Below are 21,930 nucleotides of genomic sequence, written 5' to 3' on the forward strand. Positions count from 1 at the left end.
GTCGCGCCGCATCCGTTTTCAGCACGTGGTCAGCCCCTCGGCGGAGGGTGCGCCTCGTCAGCAGGAGTAGATCATGAACCAAGAGGTCATGAATCTTTTCAATCAGCAGGCTCAGCCCCAGAGCTTTGACCAGATCAAGATCTCGATCTCGTCGCCCGAGAAGATCCTCTCGTGGTCTTTCGGCGAGATCAAGAAGCCCGAGACGATCAACTATCGCACGTTCAAGCCTGAGCGTGACGGCCTGTTCTGCGCCCGCATCTTCGGACCCATCAAGGACTACGAGTGCTTGTGCGGCAAGTACAAGCGCATGAAGTACAAGGGCGTGATCTGTGAAAAGTGCGGCGTCGAGGTGACCCTCGCGCGCGTTCGGCGCGATCGCATGGGCCATATCGAGCTCGCTGCGCCCGTCGCCCATATCTGGTTCCTGAAGTCGCTACCGAGCCGCATCGGCCTGCTGCTCGACATGGCGCTCAAGGACCTCGAGCGCATCCTGTACTTCGAGTCCTACTGCGTCATCGAGCCGGGCCTCACCCCCCTGAAGGAGCGTCAGCTCCTGTCGGAGGAGGAGTACCTGCGCGCGCAGGAGGAATACGGCGAGGACAGCTTCACCGCCATGATCGGCGCCGAAGCGATCCGCCGGATTCTTCAGGAACTGGACCTCGACGGCATCGCGGATTCCCTGCGCGAAGAGATCGCCACCACGACCTCAGAGCTGAAGCCGAAGAAGCTGCTCAAGCGCCTGAAGATCATCGAGGCCTTCCAGATGTCGGGCAACAAGCCCGAATGGATGATCCTCACCGTGGTGCCGGTGATTCCGCCGGACCTGCGCCCGCTGGTCCCGCTCGACGGCGGTCGCTTCGCCACGTCCGATCTCAATGACCTCTACCGCCGCGTCATCAACCGCAACAACCGTCTGAAGCGGCTGATCGAGCTGCGCGCGCCGGACATCATCATCCGCAACGAGAAGCGCATGCTTCAGGAGGCGGTGGACGCACTGTTCGACAACGGCCGCCGTGGCCGCGTCATCACGGGTGCCAACAAGCGTCCGCTGAAGTCTCTCGCCGATATGCTGAAGGGCAAGCAGGGCCGCTTCCGCCAGAACCTGCTCGGCAAGCGCGTCGACTACTCGGGCCGCTCGGTCATCGTGGTGGGCCCGGAGCTGAAGCTGCATCAGTGCGGCTTGCCCAAGAAGATGGCGCTTGAGCTGTTCAAGCCGTTCATCTACGCGCGCCTCGACGCCAAGGGCTTCTCCGCCACGGTGAAGCAGGCCAAGAAGCTAGTCGAGAAGGAGAAGCCGGAAGTCTGGGATATCCTCGATGAGGTGATCCGCGAGCACCCGGTGATGCTGAACCGCGCACCGACCCTGCACCGCCTCGGCATCCAGGCCTTCGAGCCGAAGCTAATCGAGGGCAAGGCGATCCAGCTGCACCCGCTGGTCTGCGCCGCGTTCAACGCCGACTTCGATGGCGACCAGATGGCCGTGCACGTTCCCCTGAGCCTCGAGGCTCAGTTGGAGGCGCGCGTCCTGATGATGTCGACGAACAACATCCTGCACCCCGCGAACGGTCAGCCGATCATCGTGCCGTCGCAGGACATCGTTCTCGGCCTCTATTACCTGTCGATCGTCGCCGAGGGCGCCATCGGCGCGTTCGACCCAACGAACAAGCAGAACCCGATGCAGGGCGTTTTCGGCAACATCGGCGAACTGGAGCATGCTCTGGCGGCGAAGACCGTCAAGCTGCACACCAAGATCCGCTGGCGCTGGAACGGCATCGGGCCCGACGGCGAACCGCTGACCAAGACCTACGACACCACCCCCGGCCGCGTAATCCTCTCGACCGCTCTGCCGCTGCACAAGAACGTCCCCTACGACGTCGTCAACAAGCTGATGACGAAGAAGGAGATCTCCGCGATGATCGACACCGTCTACCGCCACTGCGGTCAGAAGGAGTCGGTGATCTTCTGTGATCGCATCATGGCGCTCGGCTTCAACCACGCGTTCAAGGCTGGCATCTCGTTCGGCAAGGACGACATGGTCGTGCCGGACAACAAGTGGCCGATCGTGGACGACACCCGCGCGCTGGTGAAGGATTACGAGCAGCAGTACAACGATGGCCTGATCACCCAGGGCGAGAAGTACAACAAGGTCGTCGACGCCTGGGCCAAGTGCTCGGACAAGCTCGCCGCCGAGATGATGCTGCGCATCTCGACCGTGCAGAAGGACGAGCACGGCGCCGACAAGCAGGTCAACTCGATCTACATGATGAGCCATTCCGGTGCCCGTGGTTCGCCGGCCCAGATGAAGCAGCTCGCCGCCATGCGCGGCCTGATGGCCAAGCCATCGGGCGAGATCATCGAGACGCCGATCATCTCGAACTTCAAGGAAGGCCTCGACGTGCTCGAGTACTTCAACTCGACGCACGGCGCACGTAAGGGCCTCGCCGACACCGCGCTCAAGACCGCGAATTCCGGTTACCTCACCCGTCGTCTCGTCGACGTGGCGCAGGATGCCGTGATCCGCGAGACCGATTGCGGCACGACGAACGGCATCCGCATGCGCGCCATCGTAGATGCCGGCCAAGTCGTGGCTCCGCTGGCGATCCGTATCCTGGGCCGTGCCACGGCCGAGGATCTGGTGGCCCAGGATGGCACCATGATCGTCAAGACCGGCGAGACCATCGAGGAGAAGCACCTGCCCGCCATCCAGGCGGCCGGTATTCAGGAGGTGAAGATCCGCTCGGTGCTCGTCTGCGCCACCAAGAGCGGCGTCTGCGCCACCTGCTACGGGCGCGATCTGGCCCGTGGCACGCCCGTCAACATGGGCGAGGCTGTCGGCGTCATCGCCGCGCAGTCGATCGGCGAGCCGGGCACCCAGCTCACCATGCGGACCTTCCACATCGGTGGTGCGGCCCAGATCGCCGACTCGTCCTTCATCGAGTCGAGCTTCGAAGGTTCGATCAAAATCCGCAACCGGGCCCTCGCCCGGAACTCGGATGGTGATCTGATCGCCACCGGCCGTAACGTTGCTGTCGTCATCGTCGGCACCGACGGCTCGGAGCGTGCCGTCCACCGCCTGCAATACGGCGCGAAGCTGCGGGTCGACGATGGGGACAAGGTGAAGCGCGGTCAGCGCATCGCCGAATGGGACCCCTATACCCGTCCGATCATCACCGAAACCGACGGTGTGGTGGCCTACGAAGACCTCATCGACGGCCAGTCGATCACCGAGACCACCGACGAGTCGACCGGCATCGCCAAGCGCGTCGTCATCGACTGGCGGGGGACCGCCCGCACCGCCGACCTCAAGCCGGCGATGCTGGTGCTCGACGACGACGGCAAGCCGATGAAGCTGCCGCGCGGCTCCGATGCCCGTTACTTCCTGCCCGTCGATGCCATCATCGGCTACGACCCCGGCGCGAAAGTGAAGGCCGGCGACATCCTCGCCCGCGTCTCCACCGACTCAGCGAAGACCCGCGACATCACCGGCGGTCTGCCGAGGGTGGCGGAACTGTTCGAGGCACGGCGTCCGAAGGATGCCGCGATCATCGCGGAGAAGTCGGGTACGATTCAGTTCGGACGCGACTACAAGAACAAGCGTCGCCTGACGCTGACCCCGCATGACGGTTCCGAGGCGGTCGAGTACCTGATCCCGAAGGGCAAGCACATCCACCTTCAGGATGGAGACGTCGTCGAGCTTGGCGACTACATCGTCGACGGCAACCCGGCACCGCACGACATCCTGGCGATCAAGGGCGTCGAGGAGCTTGCTGCCTACCTCGTCAACGAGATCCAAGAGGTCTACCGGCTCCAGGGCGTGTCCATCAACGACAAGCACATCGAGGTCATCGTCCGGCAGATGCTGCAGAAGGTCGAGATCACCGATGGTGGCGATTCCGACATCCTGACGGGCGACCAAATCGACCGGACGGAACTCGCAGACATCAACGAGAAGCTGCTTGCCGAGGGCAAGAAGCCGGTCGTCGGTGTTCCGGTTCTGCTCGGCATCACCAAAGCGAGCCTTCAGACGAAGTCGTTCATCTCGGCGGCCTCGTTCCAGGAGACGACACGGGTGCTCACCGAAGCTGCCGTCAACGGCAAGATCGATTACCTTGAAGGCCTCAAGGAAAACGTGATCGTGGGCTCGCTCATCCCGGCGGGTACCGGCTCAATGGCTGCTGAGATCCGGGCTGTCGCGCGCCGCCGCGACAACCTCATTCTGCAGCAGAAGGCCGCCGAGAGCGGGGCTCAGCCCCTCTCGGAGCTACCGCCCGCCGCGGAATAACTCGAACGCCGCATCGCGTCGGAACGAAGGGGCTGCCCATGGGCGGCCCCTTTTTCGTGAACGGTCGGATCAAAGATTTCGTACGTCGTCGGACGACGCAACTTCATGATCCTGTAACGGAATGGGTTGACGCGGGTCGAATCCACCTCTATCAGGCCCTCATTGAACGGCTGGCCGTAGGCAGCAAACGATCGTGAGGCGCCGAGCCTCGATCCAGGCTTCCTAGACGCATCCGATTTCAACGAACGAACACGTGTCAGTCCGGCATGATCGCTTGCTTCAATGCGGGTGATCCTCTGCTTGCAACGGCGCGCCAAAGGCTGAGATCAGCCTGGGGCGCGGTTTTGCGTTTCGTCGCACAGCTTTGTGCGATGCCGGGGCTGGCCACAACGAGATTTGGATTTCGACGGTCACCGCCGATGGTGACGCGTTTCGAGAGGATTGGCATGCCGACGATCAACCAGCTGATCGCTCAGCCGCGCAAGGCGCAGAAGAGCCGCAACAAGGTGCCGGCGCTCGACGCCTGCCCGCAGAAGCGTGGCGTCTGCACCCGCGTCTACACGACGACTCCGAAGAAGCCGAACTCCGCGCTCCGTAAGGTCGCGAAGGTTCGTCTGACCAATGGCTTTGAGGTCATCGGCTACATCCCAGGCGAGGGTCACAACCTTCAGGAGCACTCCGTGGTGATGATCCGCGGCGGCCGCGTGAAGGACCTTCCTGGTGTGCGTTACCACATTCTGCGCGGCGTGCTCGACACGCAGGGCGTCAAGGGCCGCAAGCAGCGTCGCTCCAAGTACGGCGCCAAGCGTCCGAAGTAAGAGCGACACGCGACGTACGATTGATATTCGCGCACCCTGTAAGGATGTCGCCGGCCTCGAAGAGGTTCAAGGCGGCCTGCGCAGGGTGGTTTCAAGAAGACCAAGTTTAAGACGGAGCGAGCGATGTCCCGCCGCCATTCTGCCGAGAAGCGTGAGATCATCCCGGACCCGAAGTACGGGGACATCGTGCTGACCAAGTTCATGAATTCCATCATGTACGAGGGCAAGAAGTCCACCGCTGAGCGGATCGTCTATGGCGCCTTCGACATCGTCGAGAACCGCGCCCGTGCAAACCCCATCGAGGTGTTCCGCGCGGCTCTCGACAACGTCGCTCCGGCGATCGAAGTCCGCTCCCGCCGCGTTGGAGGTGCAACCTACCAAGTCCCCGTCGAGGTGCGCACCGAGCGCCGCCAGGCACTCGCCATCCGTTGGCTGATCCAGGCCGCCCGCGGCCGGAACGATCGGACCATGGTCGAGCGGCTGTCGGCCGAGCTTCTCGATGCCGCCAACAATCGCGGCAACGCCGTCAAGAAGCGTGAAGATACGCACCGGATGGCGGAAGCCAACCGCGCCTTCTCGCACTACCGCTGGTAAGCGGACCCGGACCCTTTCAGGAGCAATCCGATGCCCCGCACGCACGCGATCGAGGACTACCGCAATTTCGGCATCATGGCTCACATTGATGCTGGCAAGACCACGACCACCGAGCGGATCCTGTATTACACCGGCAAGTCCCATAAGATCGGCGAAGTCCATGACGGCGCCGCGACGATGGATTGGATGACGCAGGAGCAGGAGCGTGGCATCACAATCACCTCGGCTGCTACTACCTGCTTCTGGCGCGACAAGCGCCTGAACATCATCGACACCCCCGGCCACGTTGATTTCACCATCGAGGTGGAGCGCTCGCTTCGCGTCCTCGACGGTGCCGTCTGCGTTCTCGATGGCAACCAGGGCGTGGAGCCCCAGACCGAGACCGTCTGGCGTCAGGCCGACAAGTACGACGTGCCGCGCGTCGTGTTCGTCAACAAGATGGACAAGATCGGCGCCGACTTCTTCAAGTGTGTCGCCGACATCATCGACCGCGTCGCTGGCAAGCCGGTGTGTCTGCAGCTTCCGATCGGCGCCGAGACGACCTTCAAGGGCGTCATCGACCTGATCAAGATGAAGGCCATCGTCTGGACGTCCGAGAAGCTGGGCGCCGATTTCTCGGAAACGGAAATTCCAGCCGATCTCGCTGATCAGTCCGCTGAGTACCGCATCAAGCTGGTCGAAGCTTGTGTGGAAATGGATGATGACGCCATGGCGGCCTATCTCGACGGTGTCGAGCCGGATGCCGAGACGATGCATCGCCTCGTCCGTACGGCCGTCCAGCGTCGTGCCTTCCACCCTGTGCTGTGCGGTTCGGCGTTCAAGAACAAGGGCGTCCAGCCCCTGCTCGATGCCGTTGTCGATTACCTGCCGTCTCCTGCAGACCGTGGCGAGATCAAGGGCCTCGACTTCAAGACCGAGGAAGAGATCGTCCGCCATCCGTCGGATAGCGATCCCTTCTCCATGCTCGCCTTCAAGATCATGGACGATCCGCACGTCGGCACGATCACGTTCTGCCGCGTCTACTCGGGAAAGATCGAGTCGGGCGCCAACGTCATCAACTCGTCGCGCGACAAGAAAGAGCGCGTCGGTCGCATGCTTCTCATGCACGCCAACAATCGCGAGGACGTGAAGGAGGCCTTCACGGGTGACATCGTGGCCCTGGCCGGTCTCAAGGAAACCCGTACGGGCGATACCCTGTGCGATCCGAAGGACGCCGTCATCCTCGAGAAGATGGAGTTTCCGGAGCCCGTCATCGAGATCGCGGTCGAGCCGAAGTCCAAGGCCGATCAGGAGAAACTCGGCATCGCGCTTGCCAAGCTGGCAGCCGAGGATCCGTCGTTCCGGGTCTCCACGGACCAGGAATCCGGCCAGACCATCCTTCGCGGGATGGGCGAGCTTCACCTCGACATCAAGGTCGATATCCTGCGCCGCACCTATATGGTCGATGCAAATATCGGTCAGCCGCAGGTGGCCTATCGTGAAAAGCTCACGAAGCGCACCGAGATCGACTACACCCATAAGAAGCAGACCGGCGGTACCGGTCAGTTTGCTCGGGTGAAGTTCATTGTCGAGCCGAACGAGCCCGGCAAGGGCTTCGAATTCTCCTCGAAGATCATCGGCGGTACTGTCCCGAAGGAATACATCCCGGGCGTCGAGAAGGGCCTCAACTCGGTTCTCGGTGCTGGCATCCTGGCGGGCTTCCCGGTCGTCGACATCAAAGTCGAACTGATCGACGGCGCCTACCACGACGTCGACTCTTCGGCTCTCGCCTTCGAAATCGCGTCCCGCGCGGCGCTTCGTGAAGCCCTGCAGAAGGGTGGATCGGTGCTTCTGGAGCCGGTGATGAAGGTCGAGGTCGTCTCGCCGGAAGAATATACGGGTTCGGTCATCGGCGACCTCAACTCCCGCCGCGGCCAGATCCAGGGCCAGGACATGCGCGGCAATGCGAACGTCATCAACGCGATGGTGCCGCTCGCCAACATGTTCGGCTACGTGAATCAGCTCCGGTCGTTCTCACAGGGCCGCGCCAACTTCACGATGCAGTTCGACCATTACGAAGAGGTGCCGCGCGGCGAGGCCGAGAAGGTCGTCGCCAAGTACGCCTAAAGCCGTCGGCGCTCCCACGGGAGCGCCTCCCGCACCCCTTCAGACGCAACATCAGATCAGACGGAGGCTATCATGGCCAAAGAGAAATTCGCGCGTACGAAGCCGCACTGCAACATCGGCACGATCGGTCACGTTGATCACGGCAAGACGTCTCTGACGGCGGCGATCACGAAGGTCCTGGCGGAGTCGGGCGGTGCGACGTTTACGGCCTACGACCAGATCGACAAGGCTCCCGAGGAGAAGGCGCGCGGAATCACGATCTCGACGGCGCACGTGGAGTACGAGACGGCCAACCGTCACTACGCCCACGTCGATTGCCCGGGCCACGCCGACTACGTGAAGAACATGATCACGGGTGCGGCGCAGATGGACGGCGCGATCCTGGTGGTGTCGGCGGCCGACGGCCCGATGCCGCAGACCCGCGAGCACATCCTGCTCGCCCGTCAGGTCGGCGTGCCGGCCCTGGTGGTGTTCCTCAACAAGGTCGACCTCGTCGACGACGCCGAGCTCCTCGAGCTCGTCGAGATGGAGGTGCGCGAGCTCCTCTCCAAGTACGACTTCCCCGGCGACGACATCCCGATCACCAAGGGCTCGGCCAAGGTTGCCCTGGACAACGGCGACAAGGCCGTCGGCCACGACGCGGTGCTGGCGCTGATGGCGTCGGTGGATGCCTACATCCCGCAGCCGGAGCGTCCGATCGACAAGCCGTTCCTGATGCCGATCGAGGACGTGTTCTCGATCTCGGGTCGCGGCACGGTGGTGACGGGTCGCGTCGAGCGCGGCATCGTCAAGGTCGGCGAGACGGTGGAGATCGTGGGTATCCGCGACACCCAGACCACGACGGTCACGGGCGTCGAGATGTTCCGCAAGCTGCTCGACCAGGGTCAGGCGGGCGACAACGTCGGCGTGCTGCTGCGCGGCACCAAGCGCGAGGACGTGGAGCGCGGCCAGGTCGTGTGCAAGCCCGGCTCGGTCAAGCCCCACACCAAGTTCAAGGCCGAGGCCTACATCCTCACCAAGGAAGAGGGTGGCCGTCACACGCCGTTCTTCACCAACTACCGCCCGCAATTCTACTTCCGCACCACGGACGTGACCGGCGTGTGCGTGCTGCCCGAGGGCACCGAGATGGTGATGCCGGGCGACAGCGTGACCATGGACGTCACCCTGATCGTGCCGGTGGCCATGGAAGAGAAGCTGCGCTTCGCCATCCGTGAAGGCGGACGCACCGTCGGCGCCGGCGTCGTCGCCGCCATCAACGAGTAATCGTCCGCCTCAACGGTCACGTCTGCAGGGAACGATTGAGGGGCGGGTCCTCGCGCCCGCCCCCCATCGCCCCGCCAAGGTTTCAGGTCATGAACGGTCAGAATATTCGTATCCGCCTCAAGGCGTTCGACCATCGCATCCTCGATGCGTCGACCCGCGAGATCGTCTCGACGGCCAAGCGCACCGGCGCCACCATCCGTGGTCCCATACCGCTGCCGACGCATATCGAGAAGTTCACCGTCAACCGCTCGCCGCATATCGACAAGAAGTCGCGCGAGCAGTTCGAGATGCGCACCCACAAGCGCGTCCTCGATATCGTCGATCCGACGCCGCAGACCGTGGACGCGCTGATGAAGCTCGACCTCGCCGCCGGCGTGGACGTGGAGATCAAGCTCTAAGTCCCGCGGGGATTTAGAGCTTACCGTAGAATCGCGCGAGGGAGACACCTATGCGCTCAGGCGTCATCGCACAGAAGGTCGGCATGACCCGCATCTTTACGGATGCAGGCGAACATGTCCCCGTCACAGTGCTCAAAATCGATCAATGCCAGGTGGTTGCCCACCGTACCGTCGAGAAGAACGGCTACGTCGCCCTTCAGGTCGGCGTAGGCAAGGCCAAGGTGAAGAACGTGTCGGCTGCCGAGCGCGGCCGGTTCGCAGTCGCCAAGGTCGAGCCCAAGCAGAAGCTTGCCGAGTTCCGCGTGTCCGAGGACAAGCTGATCCCGGTCGGCGCCGAGATCACCGCCGACCACTTCATTCCGGGCCAGTTCGTCGATGTGACGGGTACGACCACGGGTAAGGGCTTCGCCGGAGGTATGAAGCGCTGGAACTTCGGTGGCCTTCGCGCCACCCACGGCGTGTCCATCTCGCACCGTTCGATCGGTTCGACCGGTGGGCGCCAGGATCCGGGCAAGACGTTCAAGAACAAGAAGATGCCCGGTCACATGGGCGTCGATCGGGTCACCACCCAGAACCTGCGTGTCGTGCGCACGGACCCTGAGCGTGGCCTCATCCTCGTCGAGGGCGCCGTCCCCGGTGTCGCCGGCGGTTGGATTCAGATCCGCGACGCGGTGAAGCGTAAGCTCCCCGCGGACGTTCCGCAGCCTGGTAAGTTCCGTGAGCTGGGCGCTTCGGCTCCCGCGACCGAGGCACCGGCTCCCGAGGCTCCCGCTTCCGAGGAGAACGCGTGATGCAGATCGATATCACCACGCTCGACGGCGAAGGTGCCGGATCGGTCGACCTCAACGAGACCATCTTCGGTCTCGAGCCCCGCGTCGACCTGCTCCAGCGCATGGTGCGTTGGCAGCTCGCTAAGCGTCAGGCCGGCACCCACGCTGTGAAGAACCGGTCCGACGTGAACCGCACCCGCAAGAAGCTGTACAAGCAGAAGGGTACGGGTAACGCACGTCACGGCGCGGCGTCGGCACCTCAGTTCCGCGGCGGTGGACGCGCTTTCGGACCGGTCGTGCGCAGCCACGCACACGACCTGCCGAAGAAGGTCCGTGCTCTCGCTCTGAAGCATGCCCTTTCGGCGAAGGTGAAGGATTCCACCCTCATCATCATCGATGACGTGAAGCTGGCCGAGGGTAAGACCAAGGCGCTTGTCGAGCGTTTCGAGAAGATGGGGCTGTCCAGCGCTCTGATCATCGGCGGTGCCGAGGTCGACGTTAACTTTGCCCGCGCTGCCCGGAACATTCCGCAGATCGACGTGCTTCCGGTCCAAGGCATCAACGTCTACGACATCCTGCGTCGCGAGAAGCTCGTGCTGACCCGCGCAGCGATCGATGCGCTGGAGGCGCGTTTCCAATGAGTGCCGATCCGCGCCACTACGACATCATCGTCTCCCCGGTCATCACCGAGAAGGCGACGAACCTCACCGAACAGAACAAGGTCGTGTTCCGGGTAGCCCCGAAGGCGACGAAGCCGCAGATCAAAGAAGCGGTCGAGAAGCTGTTCGACGTCAAGGTCACGGGCGTGAATACGCTCGTCACCAAGGGCAAGAAGAAGATTTTCCGCGGGCTTCGCGGACAGCGCTCGGACGTGAAGAAAGCGATCGTGACCCTCGCCGAGGGTGAGACGATCGACGTCACGACCGGCCTCTGAGACAAGTCGGGTTAAGGATTACCACCGATGGCCTTGAAGACATTCAAACCGGTCACGCCGAGCCTTCGCCAGCTCGTGCTCGTCGACCGCCGTGAGCTCTACAAGGGCAAGCCGGTCAAGAAGCTCACTGAGGGCAAGTCGTCGTCCGGCGGCCGCAACAACCTCGGCCGCATCACGGTTCGCTTTCGCGGCGGCGGTCACAAGCGCACGCTCCGCAACGTGGATTTCAAGCGTCGCGAGCAGATGGGCGTGTCCGCCACCGTCGAGCGGATCGAATACGATCCGAACCGCACGGCGTTCATCGCGCTGATCGCCTTCCCCGATGGCACGCAGAGCTACATCTTGGCTCCGCAGCGTCTGTCGCCCGGCGATAAGGTGATCGCGGCCGAACAGGTCGACATCAAGCCCGGCAATGCCGGTCCGGTCGGCAACATGCCGGTGGGCACGATTGTCCACAACGTGGAGCTGAAGATCGGCAAGGGCGGCGCAATCGCCCGCTCAGCCGGCAACTACGCCCAGATCGTGGGTCGCGATCAGGGCTACGTGACGCTTCGTCTGAACTCCGGCGAGCAGCGCCTGGTCCATGGTCAGTGCTTCGCCAGCGTCGGCGCGGTTTCGAACCCGGACCACATGAACATCTCGCTCGGCAAGGCCGGCCGCAACCGCTGGCTCGGCAAGCGCCCGCACGTTCGCGGCGTTGCCATGAACCCGGTCGACCACCCGCACGGCGGCGGCGAGGGACGCACTTCCGGCGGCCGTAACCCGGTCACGCCCTGGGGCGTTCCCACGAAGGGGAAGAAGACCCGCTCGAACAAGCGGACCGACGTCTTCATCCTGTCCAGCCGTCATAACCGTAAGAAGTAACGCCCATGGCACGCTCGCTCTGGAAGGGGCCGTTCATCGACGGCTACCTCCTCAAGAAGGCTGAAGCCGCTCGCGGTTCCAGCCGTAACGAAGTCATCAAGATCTGGAGCCGCCGCTCCACGATCCTGCCGCAGTTCGTTGGCCTCACCTTTGGTGTGCACAACGGGCAGAAGCACATCCCGGTCTACGTCTCCGAGGAAATGGTCGGCCACAAGTTCGGTGAGTTCTCGCCGACCCGAACCTTCCACGGTCACGCAGCCGACAAGAAGTCGAAGAGGCGCTGATCATGGGTAAGCCCGCCACTCCCCGCGCGCTCCCCGAGAACGAGGCTCAAGCCGTCGCGCGCATGCTGCGCGTCAGCCCCCAGAAGCTCAATCTCGTCGCGCAGCTCATTCGCGGCAAGAAGGTCGATTCGGCATTGGCCGATCTCGAATTCTCCCGCAAGCGGATCGCCCGCGAGGTCAAGAAGTGCCTCGAGAGCGCGATCGCCAATGCTGAGAACAACCACAACCTGGACGTCGACGATCTCGTCGTCACCCAGGCGTTCGTTGGCAAAGCCCTCGTGCTGAAGCGGTTCCACGCCCGTGCGCGTGGCCGCGGCGCCCGTATCCTGAAGCCCTTCGCGAACCTCACCATCGTGGTGCGCGAAGTCCCGACCGCCGAAGCGGCGTGAGGAGGACCTGATGGGCCAGAAAGTCAATCCGATCGGTCTCCGGCTCGGTATCAACCGGACCTGGGATTCCCGCTGGTTCGCCCAGAAGGGTGAATATGCGAAGCTCATGCACGAGGACGTCGCGATCCGCGCCGCCCTCATGAAGCAGCTCAAGCAGGCTGCTGTTTCGAAGATCGTCATCGAGCGTCCGCACCGGAAGTGCCGTGTCACCATCCACTCGGGTCGTCCGGGCGTGGTCATCGGCAAGAAGGGTGCGGATATCGAGAAGTTGCGCAAGCTGGTCGGTACGCTGACCAAGGCCGAGGTGACGATCAATATCGTCGAGGTGCGCAAGCCCGAGATCGACGCCACGCTGGTGGCCGACTCGATCGCTCAGCAGCTGGAGCGCCGTGTCGCCTTCCGTCGTGCCATGAAGCGCGCTGTTCAGTCGGCGATGCGTCTCGGCGCCGAGGGCATCCGGATCAACTGTTCGGGCCGTCTCGGCGGCGCCGAGATCGCCCGCCAGGAATGGTATCGCGAGGGACGCGTCCCGCTGCACACGCTCCGCGCCGATGTCGACTATGGCGTCGCGACCGCCTTCACAACCTACGGGACGTGCGGGATCAAGGTTTGGGTGTTCAAGGGCGAAATCCTCGAGCACGACCCGATGGCACAGGATAAGAAGGCGCAGGAAGAGGGTGGCCGTTCGGGCGGCCGTCGCGAGCGCGATGGTGAGGGTGGCCGCGAGCGCGGCCGGCGCGAGCACGCCTGACGGCGTGTTCGTGACCCCGTCACCCAGAAAGGTGTTGAGAGGCTGCCATGTTGCAACCCAAGAAGACCAGGTTTCGTAAGCAGTTCAAGGGTCGCATTCACGGCGCGGCCAAGGGCGGTTTCGACCTTAACTTCGGGACGTTCGGCCTGAAGGCCATCGAGCCCGAGCGCATCACTGCGCGTCAGATCGAGGCGGCTCGCCGCGCCATCACCCGTGAGATGAAGCGCCAGGGCCGTGTCTGGATCCGGATCTTCCCGGACGTTCCGGTCACTGCGAAGCCCACCGAAGTCCGCATGGGCTCCGGTAAGGGTGCTCCGGAGTTCTGGGCTGCTCGCGTGCATCCCGGACGCATCATGTTCGAAGTCGACGGCGTGGCCGAGGACGTTGCGAAGGAGGCCCTGCGCCTCGGCGCAGCGAAACTTCCCATCCGCACGCGCGTCGTCCAGCGCATCGCTGATTGAGGGAGGGGATCATGAAGTCGTCGCAAAGACAGTCGGATCTGGCCGCCTTGTCGCCCGATCAGCTGAACGATGAGTTGCTGAACCTGAAGAAGGAGCAGTTCAACCTGCGCTTCCAGGGTGCCACCGGTCAGCTCGAGAACGTCGCGCGTGTCCGTGAAGTCCGCCGCGATATCGCCCGCGTTCGCACGCTCCAGCGTCAGAAGACGCTGAAGTCCGCGCAGGCCTGAGGAGTACATCATGCCGAAGCGCGTATTGCAGGGTGTCGTTGTTAGCGACAAGGGCGAGAAGACCATCGTCGTCAAGGTGGAGCGTCGCTTCACCCACCCGGTGATGAAGAAGACCGTCCGTCGTTCGAAGAACTACCACGCTCACGATGAGACTAACATCGCCAAGGTCGGCCAGACCGTGTCGATCGAGGAGTGCCGTCCGTTCTCCAAGACCAAAACTTGGAAGCTCGTCGAGGGTGCTCCCGCCAACGAGGTGGCTCCGGCTTAGGCCTGACCGAGATGCATCGACGTCGAAGCGAGCGCAGATCCCTGCGCCCGCTTTTTCGTTGTCGCGGCCGATTCTGGATCGGCTGAGGCTGTGTCCGGTGGTTCCCGGCTGTACCGCCGGTTACCGAAATACACCTTGCGTGATTTGGCCTGCCGGTGTAATGGCCATGCCTTCGCGACAGGTGAGAGGGGTGTTCGCACCCTTCGTACGCGGCGACCGCGCCGGGGTCTACGGACACCGATAGCGCGGTGCTTCATATGAGCCGGGGACATCAGATCCCCATCAGGCGTCGTCCGCCGGACAATACCGTCCGCGTGCGGAAACCCGCCTGAAACAAGGAAAGGTCACTGCCCGTGATCCAGATGCAGACGAATCTGGACGTCGCCGACAACTCTGGTGCGCGCCGCGTGATGTGCATCAAGGTTCTGGGCGGGTCGAAGCGTAAATACGCCGGTGTCGGCGACATCATCGTGGTCTCCGTCAAGGAAGCAATTCCCCGGGGCCGCGTGAAGAAGGGCGACGTCATGAAGGCGGTCGTCGTTCGCACGGCGAAGGAAGTGAAGCGTCCCGATGGGTCGGTGATTCGCTTCGATAAGAACGCTGCCGTTCTGATCAACAATCAAAAGGAGCCGATCGGCACCCGTATCTTCGGACCGGTTCCGCGCGAGCTGCGCGCCCGCAACCACATGAAGATCATCTCGCTCGCGCCGGAGGTGCTGTAATGGCCGCTAAGGTCAAGAAAGGCGACAAGGTCGTCGTCCTCACCGGTCGCGACAAGGGTCGTTCCGGCGAGGTCATCCAGGTGCTCCCCAAGGAAGATCGCGCGCTCGTTCGCGGCATCAACCTGGTCAAGAAGCACCAGAAGCAGACGCAGAACCAGGAAGGCGGCATCGTCTCCAAGGAAGCTGCGATTCACCTGTCCAACATCGCCGTCGCCGACCCCAAGGATGGTCAGCCCACGCGCGTTGGTTTCCGCATTCTCGACGACGGCCGCAAAGTCCGGTTCGCCAAGCGCTCGGGGGATCTGATCGATGGCTGAGAAGAACACTGACGGGTACACCCCGCGCCTGCGCAAGCACTACGACGAAGTGGTGCGCCAGAAGCTGATCGAAGAGTTCGGCTACAAGAACCCCATGCAGGTTCCGGTCATCGAGAAGATCGTGATCAACATGGGTGTCGGTGAGTCGACCGCGGACTCCAAGAAGGCTTCGGTTGCCGCCGGCGATCTGGCCCTCATCGCCGGCCAGAAGCCGGTCATCACCAAGGCCCGTAAGGCCATCGCGACCTTCAAGGTCCGTGAGGGGATGCCGATCGGCTGCAAGGTGACGCTGCGCAAGCAGCGCATGTACGAGTTCATGGATCGGCTGATTACGATCGCGCTCCCGCGCGTTCGCGACTTCCGCGGCCTGAACCCGCGCTCTTTCGACGGCAATGGCAACTATGCCCTCGGTCTGAAAGAGCACCTCGTGTTCCCGGAGATCTCGTACGACAAGGCCGAGGCCACCTGGGGCATGGACATCGTCATCCAGACGACGGCACGCACCGATGCTGAGGCGCGCGCGCTCCTCACGCAGTTCCGATTCCCGTTCCGGCAGTGAGCTCCCGTTAGGGTCTCAGACGCGGACACCGGAGAGAGAAATGGCAAAGAAAAGCTCGATCGAGAAGAACAAGCACCGCGAAGCGCTGGTGAAGCTCTATGCTCCCAAGCGCAAGGCGCTGCTTGCCACGGCGAATGACGAGTCCCTCGAGATGGAGGAGCGCTTCGAGGCGCGCCTGAAGCTCGCGGAACTGCCCCGCAACTCGTCCCCCACCCGCATCCGCAACCGTTGCGGCATGACCGGCCGGCCGCGTGCCTTCTATCGCAAGATGGGCATCTCGCGCATCGCGCTGCGCGAACTCGGCAACCAGGGTCTGATCCCCGGTCTCGTCAAGTCGAGCTGGTAAGGAGCAACCACCATGGTCAACGATCCCGTGGGTGATATGCTCACCCGCATCCGCAATGGTCAGCAGCGCCGCCGCAACGTCGTCCAGACGCCTGGTTCGCGTCTGCGCGCCAGTGTGCTCGACGTCCTCAAGTCCGAGGGCTACATCCGCGACTACGCGACCACGGATTACGGCAACGGCCGTACCGAGTTCGCGATCGAGCTGAAATACTACGACGGCCAGCCCGTCATCCGCTCGATCCAGCGCGTGTCGAAGCCCGGCCGCCGCGTCTACTCGTCGGTTGGCGAGCTGCCGCGCGTCGCCGACGGTCTCGGCGTCACCATCGTGTCCACCCCGCAGGGCGTCATGGCCGACCACGAGGCGCGCGAGCGCAACGTCGGCGGTGAAGTGCTCTGCAAGGTGTTCTGATCTCGGACTTGGAGGAATAAGGCGATGTCTCGCGTAGGCAAGAAGCCCGTTCCCGTCCCGTCCGGTGTGACGGCCACGGTGACCGGTCAGACGGTTAAGATGAAGGGCTCCAAGGGCGAGCTCCAGTACGTCGTTCCCAACGTGGTCGACGTGAAGTTCGAGGACGGCGCCGTCTCGGTGCAGCCCCGGAACCAGACGAAGGAGGCCCGCTCGCTGTGGGGGACCTCCAGAGCTCAGGTGGCGAACCTCGTCGAGGGCGTCTCCAAGGGTTTCGAGAAGAAGCTCGAGATCACCGGCGTGGGTTACCGCGCCGCGATGGCCGGCAAGGCATTGAAGCTCTCGCTCGGCTACAGCCACGACATCGAGTACGAGATCCCCGCGGGGATCACGATCGCGGTGCCGAAGCCCACCGAAATCGTCATCACCGGCATCGACCGGCAGGTGGTCGGACAGGTGGCAGCCGAGATCCGCGACTATCGCGGCCCTGAGCCTTACAAGGGCAAGGGCGTGAAGTACGCGGGCGAGTTCATCTTCCGCAAGGAAGGCAAGAAGAAGTAAGGGCCGGCCAACATGTCACGCAAATTCGATGCACTCGACCGCCGCAAGGCGCGTGTGCGCCGCGCGCTGCGGGCGGCGGCCAATGGGCGGCCCCGGCTTTCGGTGTTCCGTTCATCCAAGCAGATCTACGTTCAGGTCATCGACGACGCGGCGGGCAAGACCCTCGCTTCGGCTTCGAGCCTCGACAAGGATCTCCGCACCGGCCTCAAGACCGGTGCCGACGTTTCCGCCGCGCAGGCGGTTGGCAAGCTCGTTGCTGAGCGGGCCAAGGCTGCGGGTGTCACCCAGGTGATCTTCGATCGCTCGGGCTACCTCTATCACGGGCGCGTCAAGGCGCTCGCCGACGCCGCCCGTGAGGGCGGCCTCGAGTTCTAAGATAGGCGGAGGAGGGCGGCTTCGGTCGCTCTCCGTTCCAGACGATTCAAGCGAGCGGGTCCGCCACCCGCGCCAGTGAGATGGATGTACAGAATGGCACGTGAACGTGAAGGCGGGGGCCGCGGCCGCCGCGATGAGCGCGAGGAGCGCGACAGCGAGTTCGTGGACAAGCTCGTCCACATCAACCGTGTCGCCAAGGTGGTGAAGGGCGGCCGTCGGTTCGGCTTTGCGGCGCTCGTCGTCGTCGGCGACCAGAAGGGCCGCGTCGGTTTCGGCCATGGCAAGGCGCGCGAAGTGCCGGAAGCGATCCGCAAAGCCACGGAAGCTGCCAAGCGCGGTCTCGTCCGTGTCGCACTGCGCGAGGGTCGTACGCTGCATCACGACGTCTATGGTCGTCATGGCGCCGGCAAGGTGATTCTCCGCGCTGCCCCCCAGGGTACCGGCATCATCGCGGGTGGTCCGATGCGCGCCGTGTTCGAGACGCTGGGCATGCAGGACGTGGTGGCGAAGAGCCTCGGTTCATCGAACCCCTACAACCTGGTGCGTGCGACCTTCGAGGCGCTCAAGAACGAAGACAGCCCGCGTTCGGTTGCGGCCCGTCGCGGTCTCAAGGTGTCGGCCCTCCAGGCCCGTCGCCGTGATGCCGATCCGTCCGACATGTCCGAAGCAGCCGTAGCGTAATGGGGGGTCCGATGGCACAGAAGACTCTCCGGGTTGAGCAGATCGGCTCGCCCATTCGCCGCGAAGGTGACCAGCGCGCGACGCTGATCGGCCTGAAGCTGAACAAGCTGCACCGGGTTTCCGAGCTGGAGGATACCCCCTCCGTGCGCGGCATGATCCGCAAGGTGCAGCACCTCGTGCGCGTCGTCAGCGACGCGGCCTGAGGGAGGGCATCATGAAACTCAACGAACTTCGCGATAACGACGGCGCCACCAAGAACCGGATGCGCGTCGGTCGGGGCATCGGCTCCGGCAAGGGCAAGACCGCGGGACGTGGCGTGAAGGGTCAGAAGGCCCGGACCGGCGTTTCCATCAAGGGCTTCGAGGGCGGCCAGATGCCGTTGCATCGTCGTCTGCCGAAGCGCGGCTTCAACAACCTGTACTCGACGGACCTGAACGAGGTGAACCTCGGCCGCGTCCAGCAGGCTGTCGATGCCGGCCGCATTGAGGCGGGCGCGACCGTCACCGTCGAGACCCTGATCGCCGCCGGCATCTGCGCTCGCGCCCGTGACGGCGTGAAGCTGCTCGGCGTCGGTGAGCTGACCACCAAACTGACTTTCGAGGTCACCCGCGCGTCGAAGTCGGCGATCGAGGGTGTCGAGAAGGCCGGCGGTGCGGTCACCGTGACCTTCGGCGATGGTGTGTCCACGCGCGGCAAGCCCGCCCGCGTGGTTGCGTAGCCCCGAGTCTGACTTTAAGTCGATGCTCTGAGCGGCGGCCCGTGCGACCTCGCGCGTGGCCGCTGTTCCCGTTTTATCGGGGAGCGCGAGCGTCTCGTCTGAGACGATCCGCAGCTTCCGTATGACCCATCTCAGGAAACGGTGTCATGGCCTCAGCCGCCGAGCAGCTCGCCGCGAACCTCAACTTCGGGGCCATCGCCAAGGCCGATGAACTCAAGAAGCGCATCTGGTTCACTCTGGGCGCGCTCATCGTCTTCCGTCTGGGCACCTATATCCCGATCCCCGGGATCGATCCGGAGCAGTTCGCGCGGAACTTCCAGCAGCAGGCGGGCGGCGTGCTCGGCCTGTTCAATATGTTCTCGGGCGGTGCGGTCGAGCGCATGGCGATCTTCGCGCTCAATATCATGCCCTACATCTCCGCCTCGATCATTATCCAGCTCCTGACCTCGGTGATCCCGAGCCTGGAATCGCTGAAGAAAGAAGGCGAGTCGGGCCGCAAGGTCATCAACCAGTACACACGCTATCTCACGGTGGTGCTGGCGCTCGTTCAATCGTGGGGTATCGCCTTCGGCTTGCAGAGCTCGAGTGCGGCGATCGACCCAGGACCGTTCTTCATCCTGTCGACGGTGATCACGCTGACGGGAGGTACGCTCTTCCTGATGTGGATCGGTGAGCAGATCACCTCGCGTGGCATCGGCAACGGTTCGTCCCTGATCATCTTCGCCGGCATCGTCGCACACCTGCCGGTCGCCATCGTGGGCGCTCTCGAGCTCAGCCGAACCGGTGCACTGTCCTCCGCGGTGATTCTCGGGATGGGCGTCGCGGCGATCGCGCTGGTCTACTTCATCGTGTTCATGGAGCGTGCTCAGCGCCGCTTGTTGATCAACTACCCGAAGCGGCAAGTCGGCAATCGGATGTACGAGGGTCAGACCTCGTTCCTGCCCTTGAAGCTCAACACCGCCGGCGTCATTCCGCCGATCTTCGCCTCATCGTTGCTGCTGCTTCCCGCGACTGTCGCGAGCTTCTCGGCCAACAATGGCGGCACCGGTATCTTGGCGACGATCACGACCTATATCGGGCATGGCCGGCCCCTCTACATGGTCCTCTATGCGGCGCTGATCATCTTCTTCGCGTTCTTCTATACCGCGGTGGTGTTCAACCCCGAGGAAACCGCGGACAATCTGAAGAAGCAGGGAGGATTCATCCCCGGCATCCGTCCCGGTGAGCGTACGGCTGCGTTCATCGACAAGGTTCTGACGCGGATTACCCTAATCGGCGCCCTGTACCTGACCTTCGTGTGCCTGGTGCCGGAGATTCTGGCCTCCTACTCCTCAGCCAGCATTGGCTTTGGCGGGACCTCGCTTCTGATCGTTGTCTCCGTGACCATGGATACGGTGGCGCAGATCCACGGTCATTTGATGGCGCATCAGTACGAGGGCTTGGTCAAGAAGGCCAAACTGCGTGGGGCATCGCGCCGTCGCTGACATGACGGCCGCGGTGGTTTTCCGGCTGCCGCGCCCGTTGCTAGACTACCGGCTTTCCCGGGTCGGACTGCCGAGCGATCAAGACAAAACGTACTGAGGAAACGACACCATGCGCATCATCCTGCTTGGGCCCCCCGGCGCGGGGAAGGGGACGCAGTCTGAGCGGATCGTTGCACGGTACGGCATCCCACAACTATCGACCGGCGACATGTTGCGGGCGGCGGTTTCGGCAGGAACCCCGGTCGGTCTGCAGGCGAAGAGCGTCATGGAGGCGGGTGGACTGGTCTCGGACGCGATCGTGGTCGGGATCGTCGCAGACCGGATCGAGGAGGCCGACGCCAAGCGCGGCTTCATCCTCGACGGCTTTCCGCGCACCGTGGAACAGGCCAGGGCCCTCGATGCCATGCTGTCGCAGAAGGGCATCGCCCTGGATACCGTGATCGAGTTCGCTGTCGATGAGAATGCCCTGGTCGGCCGTATCGCCCGGCGTGCCGAGGAGACTGCGGCGCGCGGCCAGCCCGTCCGTAAGGATGACACGCCGGAGGTGTTCAAGACGCGCCTCGATGCGTATCGGAAGCAGACTGCGCCGCTTTCCGATTATTACGCCGGTACCGGTCTGCTGCAGACGATCGATGGCATGAAGGCGGTCGATGCCGTGACCGAGGATCTCGTCGCGATCCTCGATCGTCAGTCGGCCACCGCCGCGCCCTGAACAGGTGCCGGTGGCGTCTTCGATTTCGCCCGCTGCTCGGATTGACATATTCTCTGGTCCGCGCTAGTGGGCCGGTCTTCGTTCAGCGAAAGTGGGTTCGGATCGCCTCATTGAGGGGCTGATGCGGGCCGATTTTTCGTTTTGGACGGCGTGCATGGGCCGGTCTCCACCGGACGCGCGTCACACTTTGGCCCGAGCCTTCGCCCGGTGCCTCATGGAGAGTTCCCTTGGCTCGTATCGCCGGCGTCAACATCCCGACCAACAAGCGCGTTGTCATCGCGCTTCAGTACATCCACGGCATCGGCCCCAAGAAAGCCGAGGAGATCACCGGCAAGGTCGGTATCCCGGCCGAGCGCCGCGTCAACCAGCTGACCGACGCCGAAGTGCTCTCGATCCGTGAGACCATCGACCGCGACTACATCGTCGAGGGCGATCTGCGTCGTGAAGTGTCGATGAACATCAAGCGCCTGATGGATCTCGGCTGTTATCGCGGCCTGCGCCATCGCCGTAACCTGCCCGTCCGCGGCCAGCGCACGCATACCAACGCGCGTACCCGCAAGGGCAAGTCGAAGCCGATCGCCGGTAAGAAGAAGTAATCATTCGAGATTGGCAGGTCGGCTTCGTCCGGCCCGCCTCTTTTG

29 protein-coding genes are annotated in these 21,930 nt (G+C 63.5%); all 29 read left to right on the top strand.

The features are described from left to right. Nucleotides 1-73 precede the first annotated feature (73 nt). Complete coding sequence (gene rpoC / locus ACV7NL_RS13600) at nt 74-4,282, top strand: DNA-directed RNA polymerase subunit beta' (protein ID WP_056183506.1); 4,209 nt, start codon at nt 74-76, stop codon at nt 4,280-4,282. 446 nt (nt 4,283-4,728) lie between these two features. Beyond that, entirely contained in the window at nt 4,729-5,100 is a 372-nt protein-coding gene (gene rpsL, locus ACV7NL_RS13605; RefSeq protein WP_018044234.1) for a 30S ribosomal protein S12, read from the top strand. A gap of 123 nt (nt 5,101-5,223) precedes the next feature. After that, on the top strand, nt 5,224-5,694 hold the full coding sequence (gene rpsG, locus ACV7NL_RS13610; protein ID WP_056183508.1) for a 30S ribosomal protein S7: 471 nt from the start codon (nt 5,224-5,226) through the stop codon (nt 5,692-5,694). 30 nt (nt 5,695-5,724) lie between these two features. Continuing rightward, nucleotides 5,725-7,800, top strand: a complete 2,076-nt coding sequence (gene fusA, locus ACV7NL_RS13615; RefSeq protein ID WP_463355944.1) for an elongation factor G — start codon at nt 5,725-5,727, stop codon at nt 7,798-7,800. A gap of 72 nt (nt 7,801-7,872) precedes the next feature. Then, a complete protein-coding gene (gene tuf, locus ACV7NL_RS13620; RefSeq protein ID WP_056480538.1) occupies nt 7,873-9,063 on the top strand; it encodes an elongation factor Tu in 1,191 nt (396 codons plus the stop codon). Nucleotides 9,064-9,152: 89 nt separating this feature from the next. Further along, nucleotides 9,153-9,461: a 30S ribosomal protein S10 gene (gene rpsJ / locus ACV7NL_RS13625; RefSeq protein ID WP_018044230.1), complete on the top strand. Its 309-nt coding sequence runs from the start codon at nt 9,153-9,155 to the stop codon at nt 9,459-9,461. A gap of 50 nt (nt 9,462-9,511) precedes the next feature. Next, nucleotides 9,512-10,252 carry a 50S ribosomal protein L3 gene (rplC, locus tag ACV7NL_RS13630; RefSeq protein WP_056183512.1) on the top strand — a complete coding sequence of 247 codons (741 nt, stop codon included), beginning with the start codon at nt 9,512-9,514 and terminating at the stop codon, nt 10,250-10,252. Continuing rightward, the gene (gene rplD / locus ACV7NL_RS13635) at nt 10,252-10,872 is read left to right on the top strand and encodes a 50S ribosomal protein L4 (protein WP_056481094.1); all 621 of its coding nucleotides are present in this window, start codon (nt 10,252-10,254) and stop codon (nt 10,870-10,872) included. Before rplC ends, rplD begins: the two co-directional genes overlap by 1 nt. After that, nucleotides 10,869-11,165 carry a 50S ribosomal protein L23 gene (locus tag ACV7NL_RS13640; RefSeq protein ID WP_056091577.1) on the top strand — a complete coding sequence of 99 codons (297 nt, stop codon included), beginning with the start codon at nt 10,869-10,871 and terminating at the stop codon, nt 11,163-11,165. Before rplD ends, ACV7NL_RS13640 begins: the two co-directional genes overlap by 4 nt. Nucleotides 11,166-11,192: 27 nt before the next feature. Beyond that, on the top strand, nt 11,193-12,029 hold the full coding sequence (gene rplB, locus ACV7NL_RS13645) for a 50S ribosomal protein L2 (protein WP_055949274.1): 837 nt from the start codon (nt 11,193-11,195) through the stop codon (nt 12,027-12,029). Between the two features lie 5 nt (nt 12,030-12,034). Then, a complete protein-coding gene (rpsS, locus tag ACV7NL_RS13650) occupies nt 12,035-12,313 on the top strand; it encodes a 30S ribosomal protein S19 (RefSeq protein ID WP_055949278.1) in 279 nt (92 codons plus the stop codon). Nucleotides 12,314-12,315: 2 nt separating this feature from the next. Further along, nucleotides 12,316-12,702: a 50S ribosomal protein L22 gene (gene rplV / locus ACV7NL_RS13655; RefSeq protein ID WP_056183517.1), complete on the top strand. Its 387-nt coding sequence runs from the start codon at nt 12,316-12,318 to the stop codon at nt 12,700-12,702. Nucleotides 12,703-12,712: 10 nt separating this feature from the next. Beyond that, nucleotides 12,713-13,453, top strand: a complete 741-nt coding sequence (gene rpsC, locus ACV7NL_RS13660) for a 30S ribosomal protein S3 (RefSeq protein ID WP_056481096.1) — start codon at nt 12,713-12,715, stop codon at nt 13,451-13,453. Nucleotides 13,454-13,500: 47 nt separating this feature from the next. Beyond that, on the top strand, nt 13,501-13,914 hold the full coding sequence (gene rplP, locus ACV7NL_RS13665) for a 50S ribosomal protein L16 (RefSeq protein WP_056091591.1): 414 nt from the start codon (nt 13,501-13,503) through the stop codon (nt 13,912-13,914). An 11-nt stretch (nt 13,915-13,925) separates the two neighbouring features. Next, on the top strand, nt 13,926-14,141 hold the full coding sequence (gene rpmC, locus ACV7NL_RS13670; protein WP_018044221.1) for a 50S ribosomal protein L29: 216 nt from the start codon (nt 13,926-13,928) through the stop codon (nt 14,139-14,141). Nucleotides 14,142-14,151: 10 nt separating this feature from the next. Continuing rightward, a complete protein-coding gene (gene rpsQ, locus ACV7NL_RS13675) occupies nt 14,152-14,409 on the top strand; it encodes a 30S ribosomal protein S17 (RefSeq protein WP_056183521.1) in 258 nt (85 codons plus the stop codon). Between the two features lie 353 nt (nt 14,410-14,762). Beyond that, complete coding sequence (gene rplN, locus ACV7NL_RS13680) at nt 14,763-15,131, top strand: 50S ribosomal protein L14 (protein WP_055949294.1); 369 nt, start codon at nt 14,763-14,765, stop codon at nt 15,129-15,131. Further along, nucleotides 15,131-15,448 (top strand): 50S ribosomal protein L24, encoded by a 318-nt coding sequence (gene rplX, locus ACV7NL_RS13685; RefSeq protein WP_056183523.1) that lies wholly within the window; start codon nt 15,131-15,133, stop codon nt 15,446-15,448. Before rplN ends, rplX begins: the two co-directional genes overlap by 1 nt. Beyond that, a complete protein-coding gene (gene rplE, locus ACV7NL_RS13690; protein ID WP_056183525.1) occupies nt 15,441-16,007 on the top strand; it encodes a 50S ribosomal protein L5 in 567 nt (188 codons plus the stop codon). Before rplX ends, rplE begins: the two co-directional genes overlap by 8 nt. A 40-nt stretch (nt 16,008-16,047) precedes the next feature. Beyond that, nucleotides 16,048-16,353 (top strand): 30S ribosomal protein S14, encoded by a 306-nt coding sequence (gene rpsN, locus ACV7NL_RS13695; RefSeq protein WP_056183527.1) that lies wholly within the window; start codon nt 16,048-16,050, stop codon nt 16,351-16,353. A 12-nt stretch (nt 16,354-16,365) separates the two neighbouring features. Then, the gene (gene rpsH, locus ACV7NL_RS13700) at nt 16,366-16,761 is read left to right on the top strand and encodes a 30S ribosomal protein S8 (protein ID WP_055881679.1); all 396 of its coding nucleotides are present in this window, start codon (nt 16,366-16,368) and stop codon (nt 16,759-16,761) included. A gap of 24 nt (nt 16,762-16,785) precedes the next feature. Next, entirely contained in the window at nt 16,786-17,319 is a 534-nt protein-coding gene (gene rplF / locus ACV7NL_RS13705) for a 50S ribosomal protein L6 (RefSeq protein WP_056481098.1), read from the top strand. Nucleotides 17,320-17,331: 12 nt separating this feature from the next. Further along, nucleotides 17,332-17,694 (top strand): 50S ribosomal protein L18, encoded by a 363-nt coding sequence (rplR, locus tag ACV7NL_RS13710; RefSeq protein WP_056183532.1) that lies wholly within the window; start codon nt 17,332-17,334, stop codon nt 17,692-17,694. 93 nt (nt 17,695-17,787) lie between these two features. Then, a complete protein-coding gene (gene rpsE / locus ACV7NL_RS13715) occupies nt 17,788-18,375 on the top strand; it encodes a 30S ribosomal protein S5 (RefSeq protein WP_055949312.1) in 588 nt (195 codons plus the stop codon). 11 nt (nt 18,376-18,386) lie between these two features. Next, on the top strand, nt 18,387-18,578 hold the full coding sequence (gene rpmD / locus ACV7NL_RS13720) for a 50S ribosomal protein L30 (RefSeq protein WP_056183534.1): 192 nt from the start codon (nt 18,387-18,389) through the stop codon (nt 18,576-18,578). A gap of 11 nt (nt 18,579-18,589) precedes the next feature. Further along, nucleotides 18,590-19,093 carry a 50S ribosomal protein L15 gene (rplO, locus tag ACV7NL_RS13725; RefSeq protein ID WP_463355945.1) on the top strand — a complete coding sequence of 168 codons (504 nt, stop codon included), beginning with the start codon at nt 18,590-18,592 and terminating at the stop codon, nt 19,091-19,093. Nucleotides 19,094-19,239: 146 nt separating this feature from the next. Further along, on the top strand, nt 19,240-20,577 hold the full coding sequence (secY, locus tag ACV7NL_RS13730; RefSeq protein WP_056183538.1) for a preprotein translocase subunit SecY: 1,338 nt from the start codon (nt 19,240-19,242) through the stop codon (nt 20,575-20,577). A 109-nt stretch (nt 20,578-20,686) separates the two neighbouring features. After that, complete coding sequence (locus ACV7NL_RS13735; RefSeq protein WP_463355946.1) at nt 20,687-21,289, top strand: adenylate kinase; 603 nt, start codon at nt 20,687-20,689, stop codon at nt 21,287-21,289. A gap of 227 nt (nt 21,290-21,516) precedes the next feature. After that, on the top strand, nt 21,517-21,885 hold the full coding sequence (rpsM, locus tag ACV7NL_RS13740; protein ID WP_019904471.1) for a 30S ribosomal protein S13: 369 nt from the start codon (nt 21,517-21,519) through the stop codon (nt 21,883-21,885). The last annotated feature ends 45 nt before the right edge of the window (nt 21,886-21,930 follow it).

The sequence above is a fragment of the Methylobacterium sp. Ger2507 genome (assembly GCF_055231875.1).

Bases quoted from the DNA above. Each gene is read 5' to 3' on its own strand.
- rpoC (WP_056183506.1), top strand. From the start codon at position 74: ATGAACCAAGAGGTCATGAATCTTTTCAATCAGCAGGCTCAGCCCCAG.
- rpsL (WP_018044234.1), top strand. From the start codon at position 4,729: ATGCCGACGATCAACCAGCTGATCGCTCAGCCGCGCAAGGCGCAGAAG.
- rpsG (WP_056183508.1), top strand. From the start codon at position 5,224: ATGTCCCGCCGCCATTCTGCCGAGAAGCGTGAGATCATCCCGGACCCG.
- fusA (WP_463355944.1), top strand. From the start codon at position 5,725: ATGCCCCGCACGCACGCGATCGAGGACTACCGCAATTTCGGCATCATG.
- tuf (WP_056480538.1), top strand. From the start codon at position 7,873: ATGGCCAAAGAGAAATTCGCGCGTACGAAGCCGCACTGCAACATCGGC.
- rpsJ (WP_018044230.1), top strand. From the start codon at position 9,153: ATGAACGGTCAGAATATTCGTATCCGCCTCAAGGCGTTCGACCATCGC.
- rplC (WP_056183512.1), top strand. From the start codon at position 9,512: ATGCGCTCAGGCGTCATCGCACAGAAGGTCGGCATGACCCGCATCTTT.
- rplD (WP_056481094.1), top strand. From the start codon at position 10,252: ATGCAGATCGATATCACCACGCTCGACGGCGAAGGTGCCGGATCGGTC.
- ACV7NL_RS13640 (WP_056091577.1), top strand. From the start codon at position 10,869: ATGAGTGCCGATCCGCGCCACTACGACATCATCGTCTCCCCGGTCATC.
- rplB (WP_055949274.1), top strand. From the start codon at position 11,193: ATGGCCTTGAAGACATTCAAACCGGTCACGCCGAGCCTTCGCCAGCTC.
- rpsS (WP_055949278.1), top strand. From the start codon at position 12,035: ATGGCACGCTCGCTCTGGAAGGGGCCGTTCATCGACGGCTACCTCCTC.
- rplV (WP_056183517.1), top strand. From the start codon at position 12,316: ATGGGTAAGCCCGCCACTCCCCGCGCGCTCCCCGAGAACGAGGCTCAA.
- rpsC (WP_056481096.1), top strand. From the start codon at position 12,713: ATGGGCCAGAAAGTCAATCCGATCGGTCTCCGGCTCGGTATCAACCGG.
- rplP (WP_056091591.1), top strand. From the start codon at position 13,501: ATGTTGCAACCCAAGAAGACCAGGTTTCGTAAGCAGTTCAAGGGTCGC.
- rpmC (WP_018044221.1), top strand. From the start codon at position 13,926: ATGAAGTCGTCGCAAAGACAGTCGGATCTGGCCGCCTTGTCGCCCGAT.
- rpsQ (WP_056183521.1), top strand. From the start codon at position 14,152: ATGCCGAAGCGCGTATTGCAGGGTGTCGTTGTTAGCGACAAGGGCGAG.
- rplX (WP_056183523.1), top strand. From the start codon at position 15,131: ATGGCCGCTAAGGTCAAGAAAGGCGACAAGGTCGTCGTCCTCACCGGT.
- rplE (WP_056183525.1), top strand. From the start codon at position 15,441: ATGGCTGAGAAGAACACTGACGGGTACACCCCGCGCCTGCGCAAGCAC.
- rpsN (WP_056183527.1), top strand. From the start codon at position 16,048: ATGGCAAAGAAAAGCTCGATCGAGAAGAACAAGCACCGCGAAGCGCTG.
- rpsH (WP_055881679.1), top strand. From the start codon at position 16,366: ATGGTCAACGATCCCGTGGGTGATATGCTCACCCGCATCCGCAATGGT.
- rplF (WP_056481098.1), top strand. From the start codon at position 16,786: ATGTCTCGCGTAGGCAAGAAGCCCGTTCCCGTCCCGTCCGGTGTGACG.
- rplR (WP_056183532.1), top strand. From the start codon at position 17,332: ATGTCACGCAAATTCGATGCACTCGACCGCCGCAAGGCGCGTGTGCGC.
- rpsE (WP_055949312.1), top strand. From the start codon at position 17,788: ATGGCACGTGAACGTGAAGGCGGGGGCCGCGGCCGCCGCGATGAGCGC.
- rpmD (WP_056183534.1), top strand. From the start codon at position 18,387: ATGGCACAGAAGACTCTCCGGGTTGAGCAGATCGGCTCGCCCATTCGC.
- rplO (WP_463355945.1), top strand. From the start codon at position 18,590: ATGAAACTCAACGAACTTCGCGATAACGACGGCGCCACCAAGAACCGG.
- secY (WP_056183538.1), top strand. From the start codon at position 19,240: ATGGCCTCAGCCGCCGAGCAGCTCGCCGCGAACCTCAACTTCGGGGCC.
- ACV7NL_RS13735 (WP_463355946.1), top strand. From the start codon at position 20,687: ATGCGCATCATCCTGCTTGGGCCCCCCGGCGCGGGGAAGGGGACGCAG.